Annotated in this window: 14 protein-coding genes; 10 read left to right on the forward strand and 4 right to left on the reverse strand. The window is 66.8% G+C overall.

The window, feature by feature from the left end:
- Window positions 1-10: 10 nt before the first annotated feature.
- A complete protein-coding gene (locus ACIPPQ_RS09175; RefSeq protein ID WP_446543804.1) occupies window positions 11-1,456 on the reverse strand; it encodes a leucyl aminopeptidase in 1,446 nt (481 codons plus the stop codon).
- Window positions 1,457-1,588: 132 nt separating this feature from the next.
- Here ACIPPQ_RS09175 and ACIPPQ_RS09180 point away from each other — a divergent pair, with 132 nt between their 5' ends.
- From ACIPPQ_RS09180 to rsmA, 4 genes are all read left to right on the forward strand, one after another.
- Window positions 1,589-3,892 carry an LPS-assembly protein LptD gene (locus tag ACIPPQ_RS09180; RefSeq protein WP_446543805.1) on the forward strand — a complete coding sequence of 768 codons (2,304 nt, stop codon included), beginning with the start codon at window positions 1,589-1,591 and terminating at the stop codon, window positions 3,890-3,892.
- A gap of 135 nt (window positions 3,893-4,027) precedes the next feature.
- Window positions 4,028-5,368, forward strand: a complete 1,341-nt coding sequence (locus ACIPPQ_RS09185) for a peptidylprolyl isomerase (protein ID WP_446543806.1) — start codon at window positions 4,028-4,030, stop codon at window positions 5,366-5,368.
- Window positions 5,368-6,387, forward strand: coding sequence for a 4-hydroxythreonine-4-phosphate dehydrogenase PdxA (gene pdxA / locus ACIPPQ_RS09190; protein WP_446543807.1), 1,020 nt, complete (start codon window positions 5,368-5,370; stop codon window positions 6,385-6,387). The genes ACIPPQ_RS09185 and pdxA overlap by 1 nt, the downstream gene beginning before the upstream one ends.
- A gap of 20 nt (window positions 6,388-6,407) precedes the next feature.
- Window positions 6,408-7,223 carry a 16S rRNA (adenine(1518)-N(6)/adenine(1519)-N(6))-dimethyltransferase RsmA gene (rsmA, locus tag ACIPPQ_RS09195; protein WP_446543977.1) on the forward strand — a complete coding sequence of 272 codons (816 nt, stop codon included), beginning with the start codon at window positions 6,408-6,410 and terminating at the stop codon, window positions 7,221-7,223.
- Window positions 7,224-7,229: 6 nt separating this feature from the next.
- Here the strand turns inward: rsmA and ACIPPQ_RS09200 are convergent, their stop codons facing one another.
- From ACIPPQ_RS09200 to guaB, 3 genes are read right to left on the reverse strand one after another with little or no spacing between them, the layout of a single operon-like run.
- Entirely contained in the window at window positions 7,230-7,757 is a 528-nt protein-coding gene (locus ACIPPQ_RS09200) for a tetratricopeptide repeat protein (protein WP_446543808.1), read from the reverse strand.
- A gap of 32 nt (window positions 7,758-7,789) precedes the next feature.
- Window positions 7,790-8,980 carry an RsmB/NOP family class I SAM-dependent RNA methyltransferase gene (locus ACIPPQ_RS09205; protein ID WP_446543809.1) on the reverse strand — a complete coding sequence of 397 codons (1,191 nt, stop codon included), beginning with the start codon at window positions 8,978-8,980 and terminating at the stop codon, window positions 7,790-7,792.
- 9 nt (window positions 8,981-8,989) lie between these two features.
- Entirely contained in the window at window positions 8,990-10,447 is a 1,458-nt protein-coding gene (gene guaB / locus ACIPPQ_RS09210) for an IMP dehydrogenase (protein WP_446543810.1), read from the reverse strand.
- A gap of 257 nt (window positions 10,448-10,704) precedes the next feature.
- Here guaB and ACIPPQ_RS09215 point away from each other — a divergent pair, with 257 nt between their 5' ends.
- The 6 genes from ACIPPQ_RS09215 to ACIPPQ_RS09240 all read left to right on the forward strand — a co-directional run bounded on the left by ACIPPQ_RS09215 (window position 10,705) and on the right by ACIPPQ_RS09240 (window position 17,337).
- A complete protein-coding gene (locus ACIPPQ_RS09215) occupies window positions 10,705-12,069 on the forward strand; it encodes an MFS transporter (protein WP_446543811.1) in 1,365 nt (454 codons plus the stop codon).
- 30 nt (window positions 12,070-12,099) lie between these two features.
- Entirely contained in the window at window positions 12,100-13,185 is a 1,086-nt protein-coding gene (locus ACIPPQ_RS09220) for an ABC transporter ATP-binding protein (protein WP_446543812.1), read from the forward strand.
- A 118-nt stretch (window positions 13,186-13,303) separates the two neighbouring features.
- The gene (locus ACIPPQ_RS09225) at window positions 13,304-14,347 is read left to right on the forward strand and encodes a LacI family DNA-binding transcriptional regulator (protein WP_446543813.1); all 1,044 of its coding nucleotides are present in this window, start codon (window positions 13,304-13,306) and stop codon (window positions 14,345-14,347) included.
- Between the two features lie 16 nt (window positions 14,348-14,363).
- Complete coding sequence (locus tag ACIPPQ_RS09230; RefSeq protein ID WP_446543814.1) at window positions 14,364-15,632, forward strand: extracellular solute-binding protein; 1,269 nt, start codon at window positions 14,364-14,366, stop codon at window positions 15,630-15,632.
- Window positions 15,629-16,525, forward strand: coding sequence for a carbohydrate ABC transporter permease (locus ACIPPQ_RS09235; protein WP_446543815.1), 897 nt, complete (start codon window positions 15,629-15,631; stop codon window positions 16,523-16,525). Before ACIPPQ_RS09230 ends, ACIPPQ_RS09235 begins: the two co-directional genes overlap by 4 nt.
- Window positions 16,522-17,337: a carbohydrate ABC transporter permease gene (locus tag ACIPPQ_RS09240; RefSeq protein ID WP_446543816.1), complete on the forward strand. Its 816-nt coding sequence runs from the start codon at window positions 16,522-16,524 to the stop codon at window positions 17,335-17,337. The genes ACIPPQ_RS09235 and ACIPPQ_RS09240 overlap by 4 nt, the downstream gene beginning before the upstream one ends.
- Window positions 17,338-17,340: the final 3 nt, after the last annotated feature.

Raw genomic sequence — 17,340 nt, forward strand, 5'->3', positions numbered from 1 at the left:
CCCGCTTCGTTCAGCCTTCGTGGTTGGCGGCGATGTAGCGGTCGAGCAAGCGCACGCCATAACCGGTCGCGCCCTTCGCCCACACCGGGCCGTCCTTGTCGGCCCACGCCATGCCCGCGATGTCGAGATGCGCCCAGGCGACGCCCTCGCCGACATAACGCTTCAGGAACTGCGCCGCGGTGATCGAACCGCCTTCGCGCGGGCCGATATTCTTCATGTCGGCGATCGGGCTGTCGATCAGCTTGTCGTAAGCGGGCGACAGCGGGAAGCGCCACAATTTGTTGTTGCTGACCTCGCCCGCGGCGAGCAGGTCGGCGGCGAGCTTGTCATCGTTAGCGAAGATACCGGCATATTCGTGACCCAGCGAAATCACCATCGCACCGGTCAGCGTCGCGAGATCGACGATCACCTTGGGATCATAGGCGCTTTGCGCCCAGCTGATCGCATCGCAGAGGACCAGGCGCCCTTCGGCGTCGGTGTTGAGCACCTCGACCGTCTGGCCCGACATGGTGGTCACGACGTCGCCGGGGCGCATCGCATTGCCGTCGGGCATATTCTCGACAAGGCCGACGACGCCCACGACATTCGCCTTCGCCTTGCGGCCGGCGATCGCCTTTATCGCGCCCGCGACGGCGCCCGCGCCGCCCATATCCCATTTCATCATGTCCATGCCGGCGCCGGGTTTCAGGCTGATCCCGCCGGTGTCGAAGGTAACGCCCTTGCCGATAAAGACCACGGGCGCGTCGCCCGGATTGCCGCCGTTCCAGCGCATCGCGAGCAGCCGCGGCGGACGCGTCGACCCCTGCGCGACGCCGAGCAGCGCCCCCATGCCGAGCGCCTTCATCTGGCGTTCGTCGAGCACCTCGAGTTCGACGCCGAGCTCGGTCAGATGCTGGCAGCGTTCGACGAAGCTTTCGGGGTAGAGGATGTTCGGCGGTTCGGCGACGAGCGTCTGGGTGAGCGCGACGCCATCGGCAATCGCTTCATTTTCGGCCCAACGATCCGACAGGTCGCCGTGCGGCGAGGCGATGATCACCGTCTTAAGGCTCGGCTTCGCCTTGTCGGCGAGGCGCGTGCGATAGGTATCGAGGCGCCAGTTGCGAAGGAGCGCGCCCATGGCAAAGGCGAGGACGTCGTCGGCATCGCTCTGCCCCGTGCTCGCGAAATCGACATGGACCGCGGTCGCGCCGCTCGTCTGCAGCTTCGCCGTCAGCGCGGCGCCGCCACGCTCGAGGTCGAGCTCGCCACCCTCGCCGATGCCGACGAGCAGCAACCGCTTCGCCTGGTCGCCGTCGATCGCCGCGGTCTCTGCCACGGTGCCCGCCGCACCGTCGAAGCGTGCCTGCGCCGCCGCGGCGCCCAGCAGCGCGCCGAGCGCGCCCGCTTCGCCCTTGCGGACCGGAAAAGCGACGACGTCGGCAGACGCATCGATTTGCGCGACAAACTGAATGTCCATGCCTTAACTTTCTTATGCGATGATTGATTGGAACGTGGCGGACCGATAGGGGTTTCGCTTGCGAGTTGCAAAAACAAAGCTGCCGGTCCAAGCCGGCGAATGTCTATATAGGGTTCGGGACAAAGGGATTAAATGAGCTGGGCTTTGTTCCATCGGGCGGCGCCTGCGCGGCCGTTCTGGCTGGCGACGGCGAGCGGCCTGGCATTGGTCGCGAGCCCGGTGCTGGCCCAGACAGAGGCGAATCCGGCCCAGCCGGAAGCGGCGGCGGGCGAGCCCGACCTCCAGACGCCCGACGTCGTTCCGACGACCCTCGATGCCCCGGCAGTCCAGTCCGAGGACCAGATCGGTTTTGCAGCAGATAACCTCAATTACGACAGCGATACCGAGGTCGTCGTTGCCGACGGCAATGTCCAGATGAACCGCGAAGCGGTCGAGATGCGCGCAGACAAGGTGACGTGGAACCGGCAGACGGGACAGGTGTTCGCCGAGGGCAATGTGATGATCAAAAACCCCGAAGGCGATATCGCCTATGGGGACAAGATCGAGCTGACCGATACCTTGCGCGACGGTGTCGTCGACAATTTGCTCGTCGTGCTCGACAATGGATCGCGCCTCGCCGCGATCAAGGGAACGCGCTTCGACAACGGGAATATCGAACTCGAAAATGCCGCCTATACCCCCTGCCCGGTCGAAGATGACGCGGGCTGCCCCAAGAATCCGAGCTGGCAGATTCGCGCGGTCAAGGTGATGTACGACCGGGCGAAGAACAAGGTGCGGTACAAGGGCGCGCGCGTCGAGATTTTCGGCCTGCCGCTGATCCCGCTGCCCGGCCTCAGCCATTCGATCAACAACGAGCCGAGCAGCGGCATTTTGGTTCCCGAAATCCGGCTCGACCGCAGCAACGGGTTCGAAATCGCGGTCCCCTATTATCTGCGCATCGCGCCCGACCGCGACATCACGCTCACGCCGCACATCTACACCAGCGCCGCCCCGATGATGGAGGGCGAGTTCCGCGCGCTGACCGACATCGGGTCGTTCCGCATCAACGGCTATGCAACCTATGGGTCGCTCGTCCCGCTGACGGGCGACGATCCCGACAGCCGGAAGCGGTTCCGCGGCTACCTCGAAAGCGCGGGCAAGTTCCAGTTCGACCCGCGCTGGAGCCTGACCTATTCGGGGCGGATCGCGACCGACCGCACCTTCATGCGCCGTTACGACATCAGCCGCGACGACCGGCTGCGCTCGACCTTCGAGCTCGAACGAATCGGCGGCAACTCCTACCTCTCGATCGCCGGCTGGGCGACGCAGACGCTGCGCGCGAACGACGTCCAGGGGCAGCAGGCGATCGCGCTGCCGATCATCGACTATCGCCAGCGTATCGCCGATCCGCTGTTCGGCGGGCAGCTCGAACTGCAATTGAACACGCTCGCGATCGGGCGCACCGCCGGACAGGACACGCAGCGCGCCTTTGCGGGGGCGCAATGGAATTTGCGCGGTCTGACCGGACTAGGTCAGGAAGTGACGCTGACCGCGCTCGTGCGCGGCGATGTTTATCACAGCGACGAAAATCTGCTGACCGCCATCCCCGGCTATCGCGGCAAATCGGGCTGGCAGGCGCGCGGCATCGCCGCGGTCGCCGCCGACATGCGCTGGCCGTTCATCGGCGAATTCGCGGGCGGCACTCAGACGCTGACCCCGCGCGTGCAGCTGGTTGCGACGCCGCCGATCAAGAATCTCGACATCCCGAACGAGGATTCGCGCGCCTTCGACCTCGAGGACAGCAATCTCTTCGCGATCAACCGCTTCAACGGCCACGACCGGTTCGAGGATGGCGCGCGCATCACTTATGGCGTCGAGTGGAACTACAGCCGCCCCGGTTTCAATATCAACAGCATGGTCGGGCAGAGCTATCGCCTGTCGGACAAGCCAGCGCTCTTCCCCGACGGCACCGGGCTGACCGACCGCACGTCGGACATCGTCGGGCGCACGACGATTGCATACCGCGATTTCCTGCGCCTGACGCACCGTTTCCGGCTCGACAAGGATAATCTGGCGGTTCGCCGCAACGAATTCGACGCGACGATCGGCAGCCGCTCGACCTATGCGGTGATCGGCTATTCGCGGCTCAACCGCGATATATTGCTGCTCGGCGAAGATTTGCAGGACCGCGAAGAAGTTCGCGCCGGCGGCCGCGTCGCCTTTGCAAAACACTGGTCGCTGTTCGGCTCCGCGATCGTCGACCTGACGCAGCGCAGCGACGATCCGCTGAGCGGCGCCGATGGGTTCGAACCGATACGCCACCGCCTGGGCGTCGCTTATGACGACGATTGCCTGTCGATCGCGCTGACCTGGCGGCGCGACTATGCCGACACCGGCGACGCGAAACGCGGCAACAGCTTCTCGTTCCGCATCGCATTCCGCAACCTGGGGTTCTGACCGGTTCCGCTCAGCCTAGGTTCAGCGTCCGCACGCTATCTGCTGGCATCAAACCGTCCCACATCGCGGATTGCGCTGGACCATCGGGCGTTTCCGCTGATACGGAGCGTCCGGACTTTCTCGAATAGGGTAAAGATGACCAAATTTTCGACCATGACCGGCCTGATCGCTCTGGCCGCCGTCGGCGTAACGCCCGTGCTGGCCCAGACCGTTGCCGACAGCGAAGTGCCGACGACCAGCCTCAACATTCCCGGCAATGTGCAGCTTTTCGGCGATGCAAAGCCGAACGTCTATCGCCCGTCCGCCTCGGTGAACGGCGAGATCATCACGGCGACCGACATCGAACAGCGCATGGCGCTGATCCGCATTGCGAACAACAATGTCGAGCTGCCGCCCGAAGAGGTGCAGCGTTTGCGCAGTCAGGTGTTCAGCAACCTGATCGACGAGAAATTGCAGATTCAGGAAGCCAAGGCGGCCGAGATCACGATCGACGAAAATGTCGTGAACGACCAGTTCGCGCGGCTCGCGACGCGTTTCAAGCAGACCCCCGACCAGTTTGCGACCTATCTGGCGTCCAAAGGCTCGTCGGCTGCAGCGGTGAAACAGCAGATCCGCGGCGAATTCGCCTGGGACCGCCTGTTGTCGCGCAACATCCAGTCGACGACCAACGTTTCGCCCGAAGAGGTCGAGATCGTCGTCAAGCAGCTCAATGATTCCAAGGGGCAGGATGAATTCCACCTCGGCGAAATCTATCTGTCGGCGACGCCCGAGACGGCCGCGGCGGTCAGCGAGAATGCCAAGAAGATCATCCAGGCGTTGCAGGCGGGCGGTAGCTTCGCCGCCTATGCGCGCCAGTTTTCGGAAGCATCGACCGCCGTCGTCGGCGGCGATCTGGGCTGGGTGAAAGCCGGCCAGCTCCCCGCTTCGATGGGCGAGGCCGCGACGCAGATGCAGCCCGGCCAGCTCATCGGCCCGGTCGAGGTGCCCGGCGGCATCTCGATCATGCTGATGATCGACCGCCGTCAGGTCCTGACCGCCGATCCGCGCGACGCGATCCTCAGCCTGAAGCAGATTTCGCTCGATTTCCCGGCGGGCACGACGCAGGCAAAGGCGTCCGAACTCGCCGGCAAGTTCGCCGAAAAGACGCGCGGTATCGCCGGTTGCGGCGCCGCCGACGCGGTGGCGCAGGGACTGGGCGCCACAGTCGTGTCGCGTGACAATATCGAAATGCGCGCGCTGCCCGCCCCGCTGCAGGCCACCCTCGCCAACCTTCAGGTCGGCCAGACGACACAGCCGTTCGGCGCCGCGAACGAAGGCGTCAGCGTCCTCGTCCTGTGCGGCCGCGACATGCCGCAGACGGCGGCCGCGCCGGACCGCAGCCAGATCGAGGAAAAGATTCTCGAGGACAAGGTCAACAAGCGGGCCCAGCGCTATCTGCGCGACCTGCGCCGGGATGCCGTGATCGAATATAGCTGATGACGGATATCAACAATCGACGTCCGATCGCGGTCACCATGGGTGACCCGGCCGGCGTCGGTCCCGAGGTGACAGCCCGTGCCTGGGACGCACGCCGCGAGAACAGCCTGCCGCCCTTCGTCGCCATCGGCGACGCCGCCGCAATCTCCGCCGTATGGGACGGTCCCGTCGCGCGCGTGACCGACATGGACGAGGTCGTGCGCGCATTCGGCGACGCCCTGCCTGTCTGGCACCTCGAAGACAGCGGCCCGCTGACTCCCGGGCAGCCGACGCCCGCGGGCGCGACCTGTGCGCTCCACACGCTCGAAACCGGGATCGGGCTGACGCGCAATCAGGCGAGTTCGGCGCTCGTCACCGGGTCGGTGTCCAAATATGCGCTGCACGGCATCGGCTACACGCATCCGGGTCAGACCGAATTCATCGCCGAACGCTGCGGCGTTACCGCGACCAATGCGGTGATGATGCTCGCGGGGCCGAGCCTGCGCGTCGTCCCGCTCACCGTGCACATCCCGCTCGCCGAGGTATCCGAACGGCTGACGACCGAGTTGATCGTCGCCAAGGCACGGATCGTCGCGCGCGGGCTGCGACGCGATTTCGGGATCGAGACGCCGCGCATCGCGCTCGCCGGGCTCAACCCGCACGCCGGTGAAAGCGGCCAGCTGGGCAGCGAGGAAGAACGCATCATGGCGCCCGCGGTCGCACAGCTCGCCGACGAAGGGCTTGTCGTCGATGGGCCGCTCGCCGCCGACGGGCTGTTCGCGCCCGCGATCCGCGAGCGGTACGACGCCTTGCTGTGCGCCTATCACGACCAGGCGCTGGCCCCGTTCAAGGCGCTGCATTTCCACGACGGCGTCAACCTGACGCTCGGGCTGCCGATCATCCGCACCTCGCCCGACCATGGCACGGCGTTCAATATCGCGGGCACCGGCACCGCCGACCCCGGCCCCACGATCGCCGCGATCGCGATGGCGGCCCGGATGGCGCTGGCCCGCGAGCGCAGCTGCGCACCCGCGAAGTGAAGGTCGAGCCGCAGGTCCCGCTGCCGCCGCTGCGCGAGACGGTGCGCGCGCACGGCCTGTCGGCAAGCAAGGCGCTGGGGCAGAACTTCCTTTTTGACGAACAATTGCTCGACCGCATCGCGGCGATGCCCGGCGATCTGGGCGGCGTCACGGTGTTCGAGGTCGGGCCCGGCCCCGGCGGGCTGACGCGCGCGCTGCTGCGTGCGGGCGCGAAGGTGATCGCGGTCGAGCGCGACGATCGCTGCCTCCCCTTGCTCGCCGAACTGGGTGACGCCTTTCCGGGGCAACTGACGGTGATCGCCGATGACGCGATGGCGGTCGACGTCGATGCGCTGACGGGCGGCGCGCCTTATCATATCGTCGCCAACCTGCCCTATAATGTCGGCACCGCGCTGTTCACGCGTTGGCTGGAGCCCGCGGCGTGGCCGCCGCGCTGGCTTTCGCTGACGCTGATGTTCCAGCTCGAGGTCGCCGAACGCATCGTCGCGCCGGTCGGTACCGATGCCTATGGCCGTCTCGCGGTGCTTGCGCAGTGGCGGTCGACCGCGAAGATCGCGATGAAAGTGCATCGCTCGGCCTTCACCCCGCCACCCAAGGTGATGTCGGCGATCGTCCATGTCACGCCAGCCGATCAGCCCGAAGGCGTCGCGCCGAAATTGCTGTCGAAGCTGACCGAAAAGGGGTTCGGCCAGCGACGCAAGATGCTGCGGCAGAGCCTGAAGGGTGTCGAGGGGGCCGTCGCGGTCGCCGAAACGCTGGGGATCGATCCGACCCGGCGCGCGGAGACGGTCAGCGTCGCCGAATGGGTCGAACTGGCGCGCGCGCTCGGCGCCTGACCGAAATCAGTTCTGCTTGTGGGTGCCGACGGTCGCGACGACCGGCTTGGGCACAAGCACTTCGGCGGCGACGACGCGCTTCGACGCGCTCGACGCGATCGTCTTTTCCAGCGCCGCGACCTGCGGGCATTTACTGTCGCAGATCCGCTGTGCCTCGGCGAGCTTTTCGCGCGCGAGTTCGAGCGCACCCTTGTCGGCGAGCGCTTCGCCCTGCCCGGTCAGCGCGACAACGTCATTGGGCTCGAGCACCAGCGCTTCGCGGTAGAGGCCGATCGCCTTGCCCGGCAGCCCCTGCGCACGCGCGACCTGCGCGAGCGCGATGATCGCCGACCGGTTGCGCGGATCGGCGGCGAGCGCCGATTCATAGAGGTCGATCGCCAGGTCGAGATCGCCCGCGTCCTGCGCCTTATGTCCTTCTTGCTGGAGCGCGATCGAGCGGGGGAAGATGTCGTTGTCGGCGCGCTGCGCGTCGGATGCTGTGGGCAGGCTGGCGAGGATCAATCCCGCCGAAAGAGCCAGAAAACCGACACGCATCGCATTCTCCCATCGCTTCAATACAGGGGATGCTAACATGGTGCCGTCAGTCGTGCGAGAAAAAATCCGTCGCAACCGTCACGCCCCGGCGTGAACAGGAAACCATGTCCCGCGGTGCGGCCGATGCCGTCCGGCAGATAGCCGGCGTCGGCCGTCCAGCCCGGATGCCGGTTCAGAAAATCGTCCACCTGTGCCCGCCCCTCGCGCGTGATGATCGAGCAGACAGCATAAAGGAGTTTGCCGCCGGGCGCCACAAGATCGGCGCCGATATCAATCAGTTTGGCCTGATCGGCGAGGTGGCGTTCGAGCCGCGCGGGGGTGAGGCGCCAGCGCAGTTCGGGGCTACGCCGCCAGGTCCCGCTGCCCGAGCAGGGCGCGTCGACAAAGACATGCGTCGCCTTGCCCTGCCAGTCGGCGAGCATCGCGGGTTCCTGTCCGGGGTTGAGCAGCCGCGTTTCGATGCGCGTCGCCCCGGCGCGTTCGGCGCGCGGCGGCAATTGCTGGAGCCGGGCACGATTCGTGTCGCAGGCAAGGATGTCGGCGTCGTTTCCGGTGAGCGATGCGATTGCGAGCGTCTTGCCGCCGCCGCCCGCACACAGGTCGACGATCGCGTGCCCCGGCGCGGCGCCCAGCACGGCGGAGGCATATTGGCTCGCGGCGTCCTGGACCTCGAATTGCCCTTCGGCATAGGCTGGATGCTGGACCGCGGCGGTTTCGGGCGGCAGGCGCCAGCCGTCGGGTGCCCCCTCGATCGCTTCGCCTTCGGGGAAAAGCGCCGCGAGATCGGCAACGGTCGCCCTGATGCGGTTGGCGCGCAGGTCGAGCGGCGCGCGGGCGAGCATCGCCGCGCCTTCGTCTTCGCCGACGAGCGGGTCGAACAGGTCGATCAGCGCCTGCGCGGCGAGCCCGGCTTCGCCGCGCGGTTCGTCGGCGGCGATCGGGGCCGGCCCGTATGACGAACCGTCGAACAGCTCCGCCAGTTCGGGCTGCGTATCGACGAGCGCGAGCATCGCGGCGCGACCCGACGCGGGCGGCGAGCGCACGACACGGATCGCGTCATAGACATGGGCGCGGATCGCGCGGCGGTCCTTAGACCCCGCATAACGGCGCGCGCGCATCGCTTCGGCAAAGATCGCGTCGGCGGGCGCACCGCCCTCGCGCGCGGCGGCGGCGATGGCGTCGAGGATTTCGATCGCCGCCTGAATTCGCGCTGCGGGCGTCATCGACCGGCCTCAGCCGACCGGATAATTCGGCGCCTCGCGAGTGATCGCGACGTCGTGGACATGGCTTTCGCGCAGACCCGCATTGGTGATGCGCACGAACTTTGCGCGCTCGCGCAAGTCCTTGAGCGTGCGGCTGCCGGTATAGCCCATCGCCGCCTTCACGCCGCCGACGAGCTGGTGGATCACGTCCTTCGCGGGGCCCTTGAACGGCACCTGTCCTTCGATGCCTTCGGGAACCAGCTTCATCTGGTCCTTGATGTCCTGCTGGAAATAGCGGTCGGCCGAGCCGCGCGCCATCGCGCCGACGCTGCCCATGCCGCGATAGCTTTTGTAGGTGCGGCCTTGGAACAGGAAGGTCTCGCCCGGCGCTTCGGCGGTGCCCGCGAGCAGCGAGCCGACCATCACGCTCGATGCGCCCGCCGCCAGCGCCTTCGCAATGTCGCCCGAGGTGCGGAGGCCGCCGTCGGCGATGACGGGCACGCCCAGTTTCGACGCCGCTTCGACGCTGTCGAGGATCGCGGTGAGCTGCGGCACGCCGACACCCGCGACGACGCGCGTCGTGCAGATCGAGCCGGGGCCGATACCGACCTTCACCCCGTCGGCGCCCGCGTCGATCAGCGCCTTCGTCGCATCGCCCGTCGCGACATTGCCCGCGAGCACCTGCACACGGTTCGACAATTTCTTGATGCGTTCGACGGTCGCACCGACGCCTTTGCTATGGCCGTGCGCGGTGTCGACGACGATCAGGTCGCATTCGGCGTCGAGCAGCGCCTCCGCGCGCTCGATGCCGCTGTCGCCGGTGTTGGTCGCCGCCGCGACGCGCAGCCGGCCGGTGCCGTCCTTGGTCGCTTCGGGATAGTTGACCGCTTTTTCCATGTCCTTGACCGTGATCAGGCCGATGCAGCGATAATCGTCGTCGACGACGAGCAATTTTTCGATGCGGCGCTGGTGCAGCAGCTTGCGCGCCTCGTCCTGCCCGACGCCGGGGCGCACGGTCGCCAGATTGTCGGCGGTCATCAACTCGCGCACCGGCTGGCCCGGATTGTCGGCGAAGCGGACGTCGCGGTTGGTGAGGATGCCGACGAGTTTGCCGCCCGTTTCGACCACCGGGATGCCCGAAATCCGGTGCTGGTCCATCAGCGCGGTCGCATAGGAGAGCGGTGCGTCGGGGGTGATCGTGATCGGGTTGACGATCATGCCGCTTTCGAAGCGCTTGACCTGCCGCACCGCCGCGGCCTGTTCCTCGATCGTCAGATTGCGGTGGAGGACGCCGATGCCGCCGATCTGCGCCATCAGGATCGCCATGTCGGCCTCGGTCACCGTGTCCATCGCCGACGACAGGATCGGGATGTTGAGGTTGATTTCGCTGGTCAGCTGCGTCGAGAGATTGGCATCCGACGGCAGGATATCCGACGCGCCGGGCACCAACAGAACATCGTCGAAGGTCAGGCCGGTGATGATTTCCATGGGTGCCACTTTCTGGTGCGGGCGGCGCCTGCCCCGCATTTCCGGAGCCGCGCACGCGATTCGTTTGGTGGCGGCCCATGTAACCAGTCGAGCCCAAGCGCGCCAGTGGGGCGAACGAATATTTCGCGGCAGGTCCGGACGATGGGTCGGAGCCGGGATTTCACGCATGTCGCACAGCGCAATGTAACCGGTTGCATTGGCTCCGGCGTCCCGTTAGACCGATGACATAACATAGTTTCGGCGAAGAGGATATCTGCATGGACATGCCCAGCCAGGCGTCCGCCAACAGTGGCGGACGGTCGAACGCCGTCGCGGCTTTTGCCGCAGTGACCGTGCTTTTCTTCGCCTGGGGCTTCATCACCTCGCTGATCGACCCGCTCGTCGCCGCGGTGAAGGGCATCTTCACGCTGAGCGATGCCGAGGCGCAGCTCTCCGCCTCGGCCTTCTTCATCGCCTATGGCCTGATGTCCTTCCCCGCCGCCGCGCTGATCGCGCGGTTTCATTCGGTGCCGTCGATCCTGACCGCGCTGTCGACGATGGTCGTCGGCTGCCTTGTCATGCTCGCCGCGGCGAACCTCGCGGTCTATCCGCTCGTGCTCGCCGGACTGTTCATTCTGGCGAGCGGCATCACGATCCTGCAGGTCGCGGCCAACCCGCTCGCCGCGGCGCTCGGCGATCCGAAGCACAGCCATTTCCGCCTGACCTTCAGCCAGACATTCAACAGCTTCGGCACCTTCCTCGGCCCGCTGATCGGCGCGCACCTGTTCCTCGAAGGAGTCGAGGTCAAGGAAGGCACGGTGGTCACCGAAGCCGTGCGTGCGCAGGCGCTCGCCGGGATCGATTCGGCCTATTTCTGGATCTGCGGCCTGATCGCCGCGCTGCTCCTCTTCTTCTGGGTCAGCCGCCGCATCGTCAACGAAGCCGTTCCCCCCGCCCCAATCGGCAGCCGCGCCGGAATGGGCGAACTGATCCGCGAGGCCTTTTCGTCGCGCTGGGCCTTGCTCGGCGGGCTCGCAATCTTCCTCTATGTCGGTGCAGAGGTCGCGATCGGCACGCAGATGGCGCTGTTCCTCAACAGCGACGCCGTATGGGGCCAATCGGATGCGCCGTTCGGCCTGTTCGGCTGGATCATGGGCAGCGACGGCGTTCCCGGCGTCTCGCTTCAGGAAGCCGGCAAGGCGGTTGCGCTTTACTGGGGCGGCGCGATGGTCGGCCGCGCGATCGGATCCGTCCTCCTCGCGCGCTTCTCCGCGGCGAAGCTGCTCGCGCTCTTCACCGCCATCGCCGCGCTGCTCTGCCTCTATGTCGTATTTGTCGGCGGGGTGAGCGGAGGCTTCGTCGCGCTGTCGATCGGCCTGTTCAACTCGATCATGTTCCCGGTGATCTTCACGCTGACGCTCGAACGCTCGACCGCGCGCGCCGAGGCGACGTCGGGACTGCTCTGCACTGCGATCGTCGGCGGCGCGGCGATCCCCTATCTCGCGGGCCATTTGTCCGACGCGGTCGGCTATGCGGCGGCGCTCGCGTTGCCCGCCGCCTGCTACGTCCTGCTGTGCATCTTCGCCGTCGCCGCCGGGCGCGCGCCCGCGCGTCAGGCCACCGCGGGCGCGACGGTCCACTGATCGCGGCAGACACAAGGGGATAGGGAAGCCATGGCCGGACTGACGATCGAGGGTGCACGCAAGAGCTTCGGCGAGACCGAGGTACTGAAAGGCGTGTCGATCGAGGTCGCCGACGGCGAATTCACCGTCATCGTCGGCCCGTCGGGGTGCGGCAAGTCGACGCTGCTGCGGTCGGTCGCGGGGCTCGAGGAACTGACCGGCGGGCGCATCCGCATCGGCGATCGCGACGTCACCGACCTTGCCCCGTCGGCGCGCGGCATCGCGATGGTGTTCCAGTCCTACGCGCTCTACCCGCACCTCACCGTCTATGAAAATATGGCGTTCGGGCTACGCATCGCGAAAGCGGACAAGGATGAAATCGCACGGCAGGTCCAGCGCGCGGCGGAAATCCTGAATATCGAGGGCCTGCTCGGTCGCAAGCCCGCCGCCCTGTCGGGCGGGCAGCGCCAGCGCGTCGCGATCGGCCGCGCGATCGTCCGCCAGCCGGAGATATTCCTGTTCGACGAACCGCTGTCGAACCTCGACGCCGACCTTCGGGTGCGGATGCGGTACGAGTTTGCGGCGCTCCACCGCACGCTCGGCACGACGACGCTTTATGTCACGCACGACCAGATCGAGGCGATGACGCTTGCCGACCGCATCATCGTGCTGCGCGACGGGCGGATCGAACAGGTCGGTACCCCGCGCGAACTTTACGAGCGCCCGGCGAACATCTTCGTCGCGCAGTTCCTTGGCACCCCGCGCATGAACATTGTGCCGGTGACGGTCTCGGGTCCCGGGGAAGCGACATTCCCCGACGGGCGCATCGTCGCTCTGCCGTCGCACGCGAAGGCGCTGCCCGCCGGAACGCGCCTCTCCGTCGGCATCCGGCCCGAGGATATCGCAATCGGAGCCGCTTCGGGCGCGCTCTCCCACCGGATCGGCTTCATCGAACGGCTGGGCGGGCTCGCGACGATCCACCTGCACGGCGCCGCGGGCGACGAACCGCTGGCGTGCCAGCTTCGCGACGACGGCAGCCTGCGCGAAGGCGATGTCGTGCCGGTCCTGCTGCCGGCGGGTCGCCTGCACCTCTTCGATAGCGAGGGCGCCGCGCTGCATGGGGAGGCGCGCGAATGACCTTGCCTACGCATCATGTAACCGGTTACGGTGTGAACGTTTCCGCGCCCGGCAACAAGACAAGGGACGGAGTCGCATCGGCGGCCCGGCGCCAATGGAGGGAAAGGGGACAAGCGGCATGGCCACATTGAGGGACGTCGCCCGCGAAGCGGGGGTTTCTGTCGCCACGGCGTCGCGCGCGATCAATGGCCTCGGCAACGTCACCGCACCGACACGCGCGGCGGTAATGGCGGCGGTCAAGAAGCTCAATTTCGTGCCGCACAGCGGCGCGCGCAGCCTGACACGGCGCAAGACCGACACCGTCGGCGTGATCCTCCCCGACCTGTTCGGCGAATTCTTCTCCGAGATCATCCGCGGCATCGACCTTGTCGCGCATGAATCGGGAATGCACCTGCTGCTCGGCAACATGCACGGCAGCACCCACGAAACCGCCGCCGCGATCGCTGCGATGCGCGGGCGCGTCGACGGGCTGCTCGTGATGCCGCCGGACCTCAAGCCCGAGCTGCTCGCCGACTATCTCGACCCCGCGCTTCCGACGGTGCTGCTCAATTATGATGCGGGGCCGCTCGACCTGCCCTTCGTCGCGGTCGACAATTACCGGGGCGCTTATGCGATGACCGAGGCGCTGCTCGCGCGCGGCGCGCGGCACATCGTCCATATCGCGGGGCCCAAGCACAATCGCGACGCGCGCGACCGGCAGCGCGGCTTCGTCGACGCGATGGCCAAGATCGGCGGCGTGCGCAATCCGGCGATCCTGCCCGGCGATTTCTCCGAAGAAAGCGGCGCCCAGGCGGCGCGGCTGCTGGTGCAGGGACAGCTTCCCGCCGACGCGGTCTTTGCCGCGAACGACCAGATGGCGGTCGGGCTGATCGCGGGGCTCGCCGAGGCGGGCAAGTCGGTGCCCGGTGACGTCATGGTGGCAGGATTCGACGATATCCCGCTCGCGCGCCACCTCAACCCTTCGCTTTCGACGATGCAGGTCCATATCGACCGGCTGGGATCGACCGCGATGATGATGCTGCTGCGTATCCTGCGCGGCGAGACGCTGGGCGCGGCGAGCGCGACGATCCTGACCCCCGAACTGATCGCGCGCGGGACGACCGGCGGCGCGGCGAACAATGCGACCGCGCAGCCGGTGACGGCGGCCGACGCACGCGCATGACCTGTCGTGGCGCCCGATGCAGGTGACGCGGCGCCAGTTGACGGGTGCGCTCGCCGCGCTGCCCCTGTTCCCGATGCTCGGTGCATGCGGCGCGCGGCGCGATGGGGCGCTGACGATCTGGGCGATGGGCAACGAGGGCGCGAACCTGCCCGCATTGCTGAAGACGCTCTCTTTGCCCGCTGCCATGCCGCCGATTGAGGTGCAGCCGCTGCCCTGGACCGCGGCGCACGAGAAATTGCTCACGGGCTTTGCCGGCGGATCGCTGCCCGCGATCGGACAGGTCGGCAACAGCTGGATCGCCGAGATGGCGGCGATCGGTGCGATTACCCCGGTCCCCGCGTCGGCCGAACCGATCCTCGCCGACCAGTTCGCCGCGGTGGTCGACACCAACCGTATCGCGGGCCGGACCTGGGCGGTTCCCTGGTATGTCGACACACGGCTGCAATTTTACCGCAAGGATCTGTTCGCGCGCGCCGGTCATGCCGCACCGCCCGCCGACTGGGCGAGCTGGAAGGCGGCACTGCACCGGGTGAAGCAGCTTGCCGGCAACGGCAATTATGCCCTGCTCTACCCGCTCAACGAATATGAGCAGCTCACGACGCTCGCGCTATCGGCGGGCGCGCGGATGCTGCGCGACAATGGCGCGCGCGGGGCCTTTTCGGATCCCGAATTCAAGGCGGCGCTCGCCTTCTACAAATCGCTGTTCGACGAAGGGCTCGCGCCGCTGGCGTCGTCGGCGCAGATTTCCAATGTGTGGAACGAGTTCGCGCGCGGCTATTTCAGCGTCTTCCTGTCGGGGCCGTGGACGATCGGCGACATGAAGAGCCGCCTGCCCGCCACGATGCGGGGCAAATGGGGCACCGCGCCGAATCCCGGCCCGAACGGCATCGGGTCGGCGGCACCCGGCGGATCGAGCCTCGTCGTTTTTGCGGGCACCGAAAATCCGGGCGCCGCGTGGGAGGTACTCACGCGCCTGCTGTCGCCCGCCGCGCAGCTCGACTTCCACGAATTGACGGGCAGCCTGCCCGCGCGGCGCTCGGTATGGCGCCAAGCAGGACTGGCGAGCGACGCAGCCGTCGCGCCCTTTGCCACCCAGCTCGACCATGCAACCGCGCTGCCCAAGGTGCCCGAATGGGAACGCATCGTCACCGAGATGCAGGTCGTCGCCGAACGTATGGTGCGCGGGCAATTGAGCGTCGACGCGGCGGCGAAGGAAATCGACCGCCGCGCCGACCGGTTGCTCGAAAAGCGGCGCTGGATGCTCGAAAAGGGGAAGGCGCTGTGAGCGCGGTCGGCCACAGGCGCGAAGCGCGCGCCGGCTGGACGATGAGCGCGCCCGCGCTCGCCGCGATCGCGGCCTTTTTCGTCGTTCCGGCGATCGCATCGCTGTTCCTGAGCTTCACCGACTTCGACATCTATGCCCTCGCCGATTCAGGCAATCTGCGCTTCGTCGGGCTCCAGAATTACGAACGGCTGATCGAAAACCCGCTGTTCTGGAAAGCGATGGGCAACACGCTGTGGTTCGTCGTCCTCGGCGTGCCCTTCATCGTCACCCTGTCGCTGTTCACGGCGATGCTCGTCAATTCGCGCTGGCTCAAATGGCGCCCGGTGTGGCGCGTCGCGCTGTTTGCGCCCTATGTGACGACGCTCGTCGCGACCGCGGTCGTGTGGCGCTACCTGCTCCACACGCGCTACGGCCTCGTGAATTATCTGCTGTCGCTGTTCGGCATTGCGCCGATCGACTGGCTGGGGAGCCCGAACGCATCGCTGCCCGCGATCCTGATCTTCGTCGGGTGGAAGACGTTCGGCTACAACATGATCATCTTCCTCGCCGCGCTCCAGACAGTGCCGCGCGAACTCGACGAAGCGGCGCGGATCGACGGCGCCGGCTGGTTCACGCGGCTGCGCCACGTCACCCTGCCCGCGATCGCGCCGACGGTGCTGCTCGTATCGGTGCTCACCGTCGCGGGCATGTTCCAGCTCTTCGCCGAACCCTATGTGATGACACAAGGCGGCCCCGCCCAGTCGACCGTCACCATCCTCTATTTCATGTATGAGGAAGGGTTCAAATGGTGGAACCTCGGGTCGGGCGCAGCGGTCGCCTTCCTGCTCTTCCTCTGCATTCTTGCGGTGACGCTGGTGCAGCTCAAGCTCGCGAAACGCGGGGGTGCGATATGAGCGTGCGTCGCTGGTCGGTCACCCTGCTCGCCGCGTTCGTCACGCTGCTCACCGTCGCGCCCCTGCTGTGGATGGTCTCGGTCAGCTTCATGGCGCCGGGCGAGGCGGCGCAATTCCCGCCGCCGCTGCTTCCCGAAACGCCCAGCCTCGAAAATTACCGCACCTTGTTCGGCACCTTCGGCATCGGGCGCTTCCTCGCCAACAGCTTGCTCGTCTCGACGCTCGCGACCATCCTCGCGCTGCTCTTCACCATCCCGGCAGGCTACGCCTTTGCCAAGCTGCGCTTCAAGGGGCGCGATGCGACCTTCCGCCTGCTCGTCGCCGCGCTCGTCGTGCCGGGACAGATCGGGATGCTGCCCTTGTTTCTCGAACTGAAGGCGATGGGGCTCGTCAACAGCTACGCCGGCGCGCTGATCCCTTGGCTCGCGGGCATTTTCGGCATCTTCCTCGTCCGCCAATATTGCCTGTCGATCCCCGACGAGATGCTCGAGGCGGCGCGGATCGACGGTGCGAGCGAGGGGCAGATATTGCGCCGCGTCGTGCTGCCGATCCTGACGCCGATCATCGTCACGCTCGCGCTGTTCGTGTTCCTCGGCAGCTGGAATGACTTCATGTGGCCGCTGATCGTCCTCGCCGACCAGGATCTCTATACCCTCCCCGTCGCGCTCGCCGCGATGAGCCGCGAACATGTGCAGGATAACGAGCTGATGATGGCGGGCGCCGTCGTCACCACCCTCCCCGTGCTCATCCTCTTCCTCGCGCTCCAGCGTTTTTACCTGAGCGGCCTGTTGACCGGGAGCGTCAAGGGATGACCC

It is taken from the genome of Sphingopyxis sp. LARHCG72 (assembly GCF_052871675.1).

Bases quoted from the DNA above. Each gene is read 5' to 3' on its own strand.
- ACIPPQ_RS09180 (WP_446543805.1), top strand. From the start codon at position 1,589: ATGAGCTGGGCTTTGTTCCATCGGGCGGCGCCTGCGCGGCCGTTCTGG.
- ACIPPQ_RS09240 (WP_446543816.1), top strand. From the start codon at position 16,522: ATGAGCGTGCGTCGCTGGTCGGTCACCCTGCTCGCCGCGTTCGTCACG.
- ACIPPQ_RS09215 (WP_446543811.1), top strand. From the start codon at position 10,705: ATGGACATGCCCAGCCAGGCGTCCGCCAACAGTGGCGGACGGTCGAAC.
- pdxA (WP_446543807.1), top strand. From the start codon at position 5,368: ATGACGGATATCAACAATCGACGTCCGATCGCGGTCACCATGGGTGAC.
- guaB (WP_446543810.1), bottom strand. From the start codon at position 10,447: ATGGAAATCATCACCGGCCTGACCTTCGACGATGTTCTGTTGGTGCCC.
- ACIPPQ_RS09230 (WP_446543814.1), top strand. From the start codon at position 14,364: ATGCAGGTGACGCGGCGCCAGTTGACGGGTGCGCTCGCCGCGCTGCCC.
- ACIPPQ_RS09225 (WP_446543813.1), top strand. From the start codon at position 13,304: ATGGCCACATTGAGGGACGTCGCCCGCGAAGCGGGGGTTTCTGTCGCC.
- ACIPPQ_RS09200 (WP_446543808.1), bottom strand. From the start codon at position 7,757: ATGCGTGTCGGTTTTCTGGCTCTTTCGGCGGGATTGATCCTCGCCAGC.
- ACIPPQ_RS09220 (WP_446543812.1), top strand. From the start codon at position 12,100: ATGGCCGGACTGACGATCGAGGGTGCACGCAAGAGCTTCGGCGAGACC.
- ACIPPQ_RS09175 (WP_446543804.1), bottom strand. From the start codon at position 1,456: ATGGACATTCAGTTTGTCGCGCAAATCGATGCGTCTGCCGACGTCGTC.
- ACIPPQ_RS09205 (WP_446543809.1), bottom strand. From the start codon at position 8,980: ATGACGCCCGCAGCGCGAATTCAGGCGGCGATCGAAATCCTCGACGCC.
- ACIPPQ_RS09185 (WP_446543806.1), top strand. From the start codon at position 4,028: ATGACCAAATTTTCGACCATGACCGGCCTGATCGCTCTGGCCGCCGTC.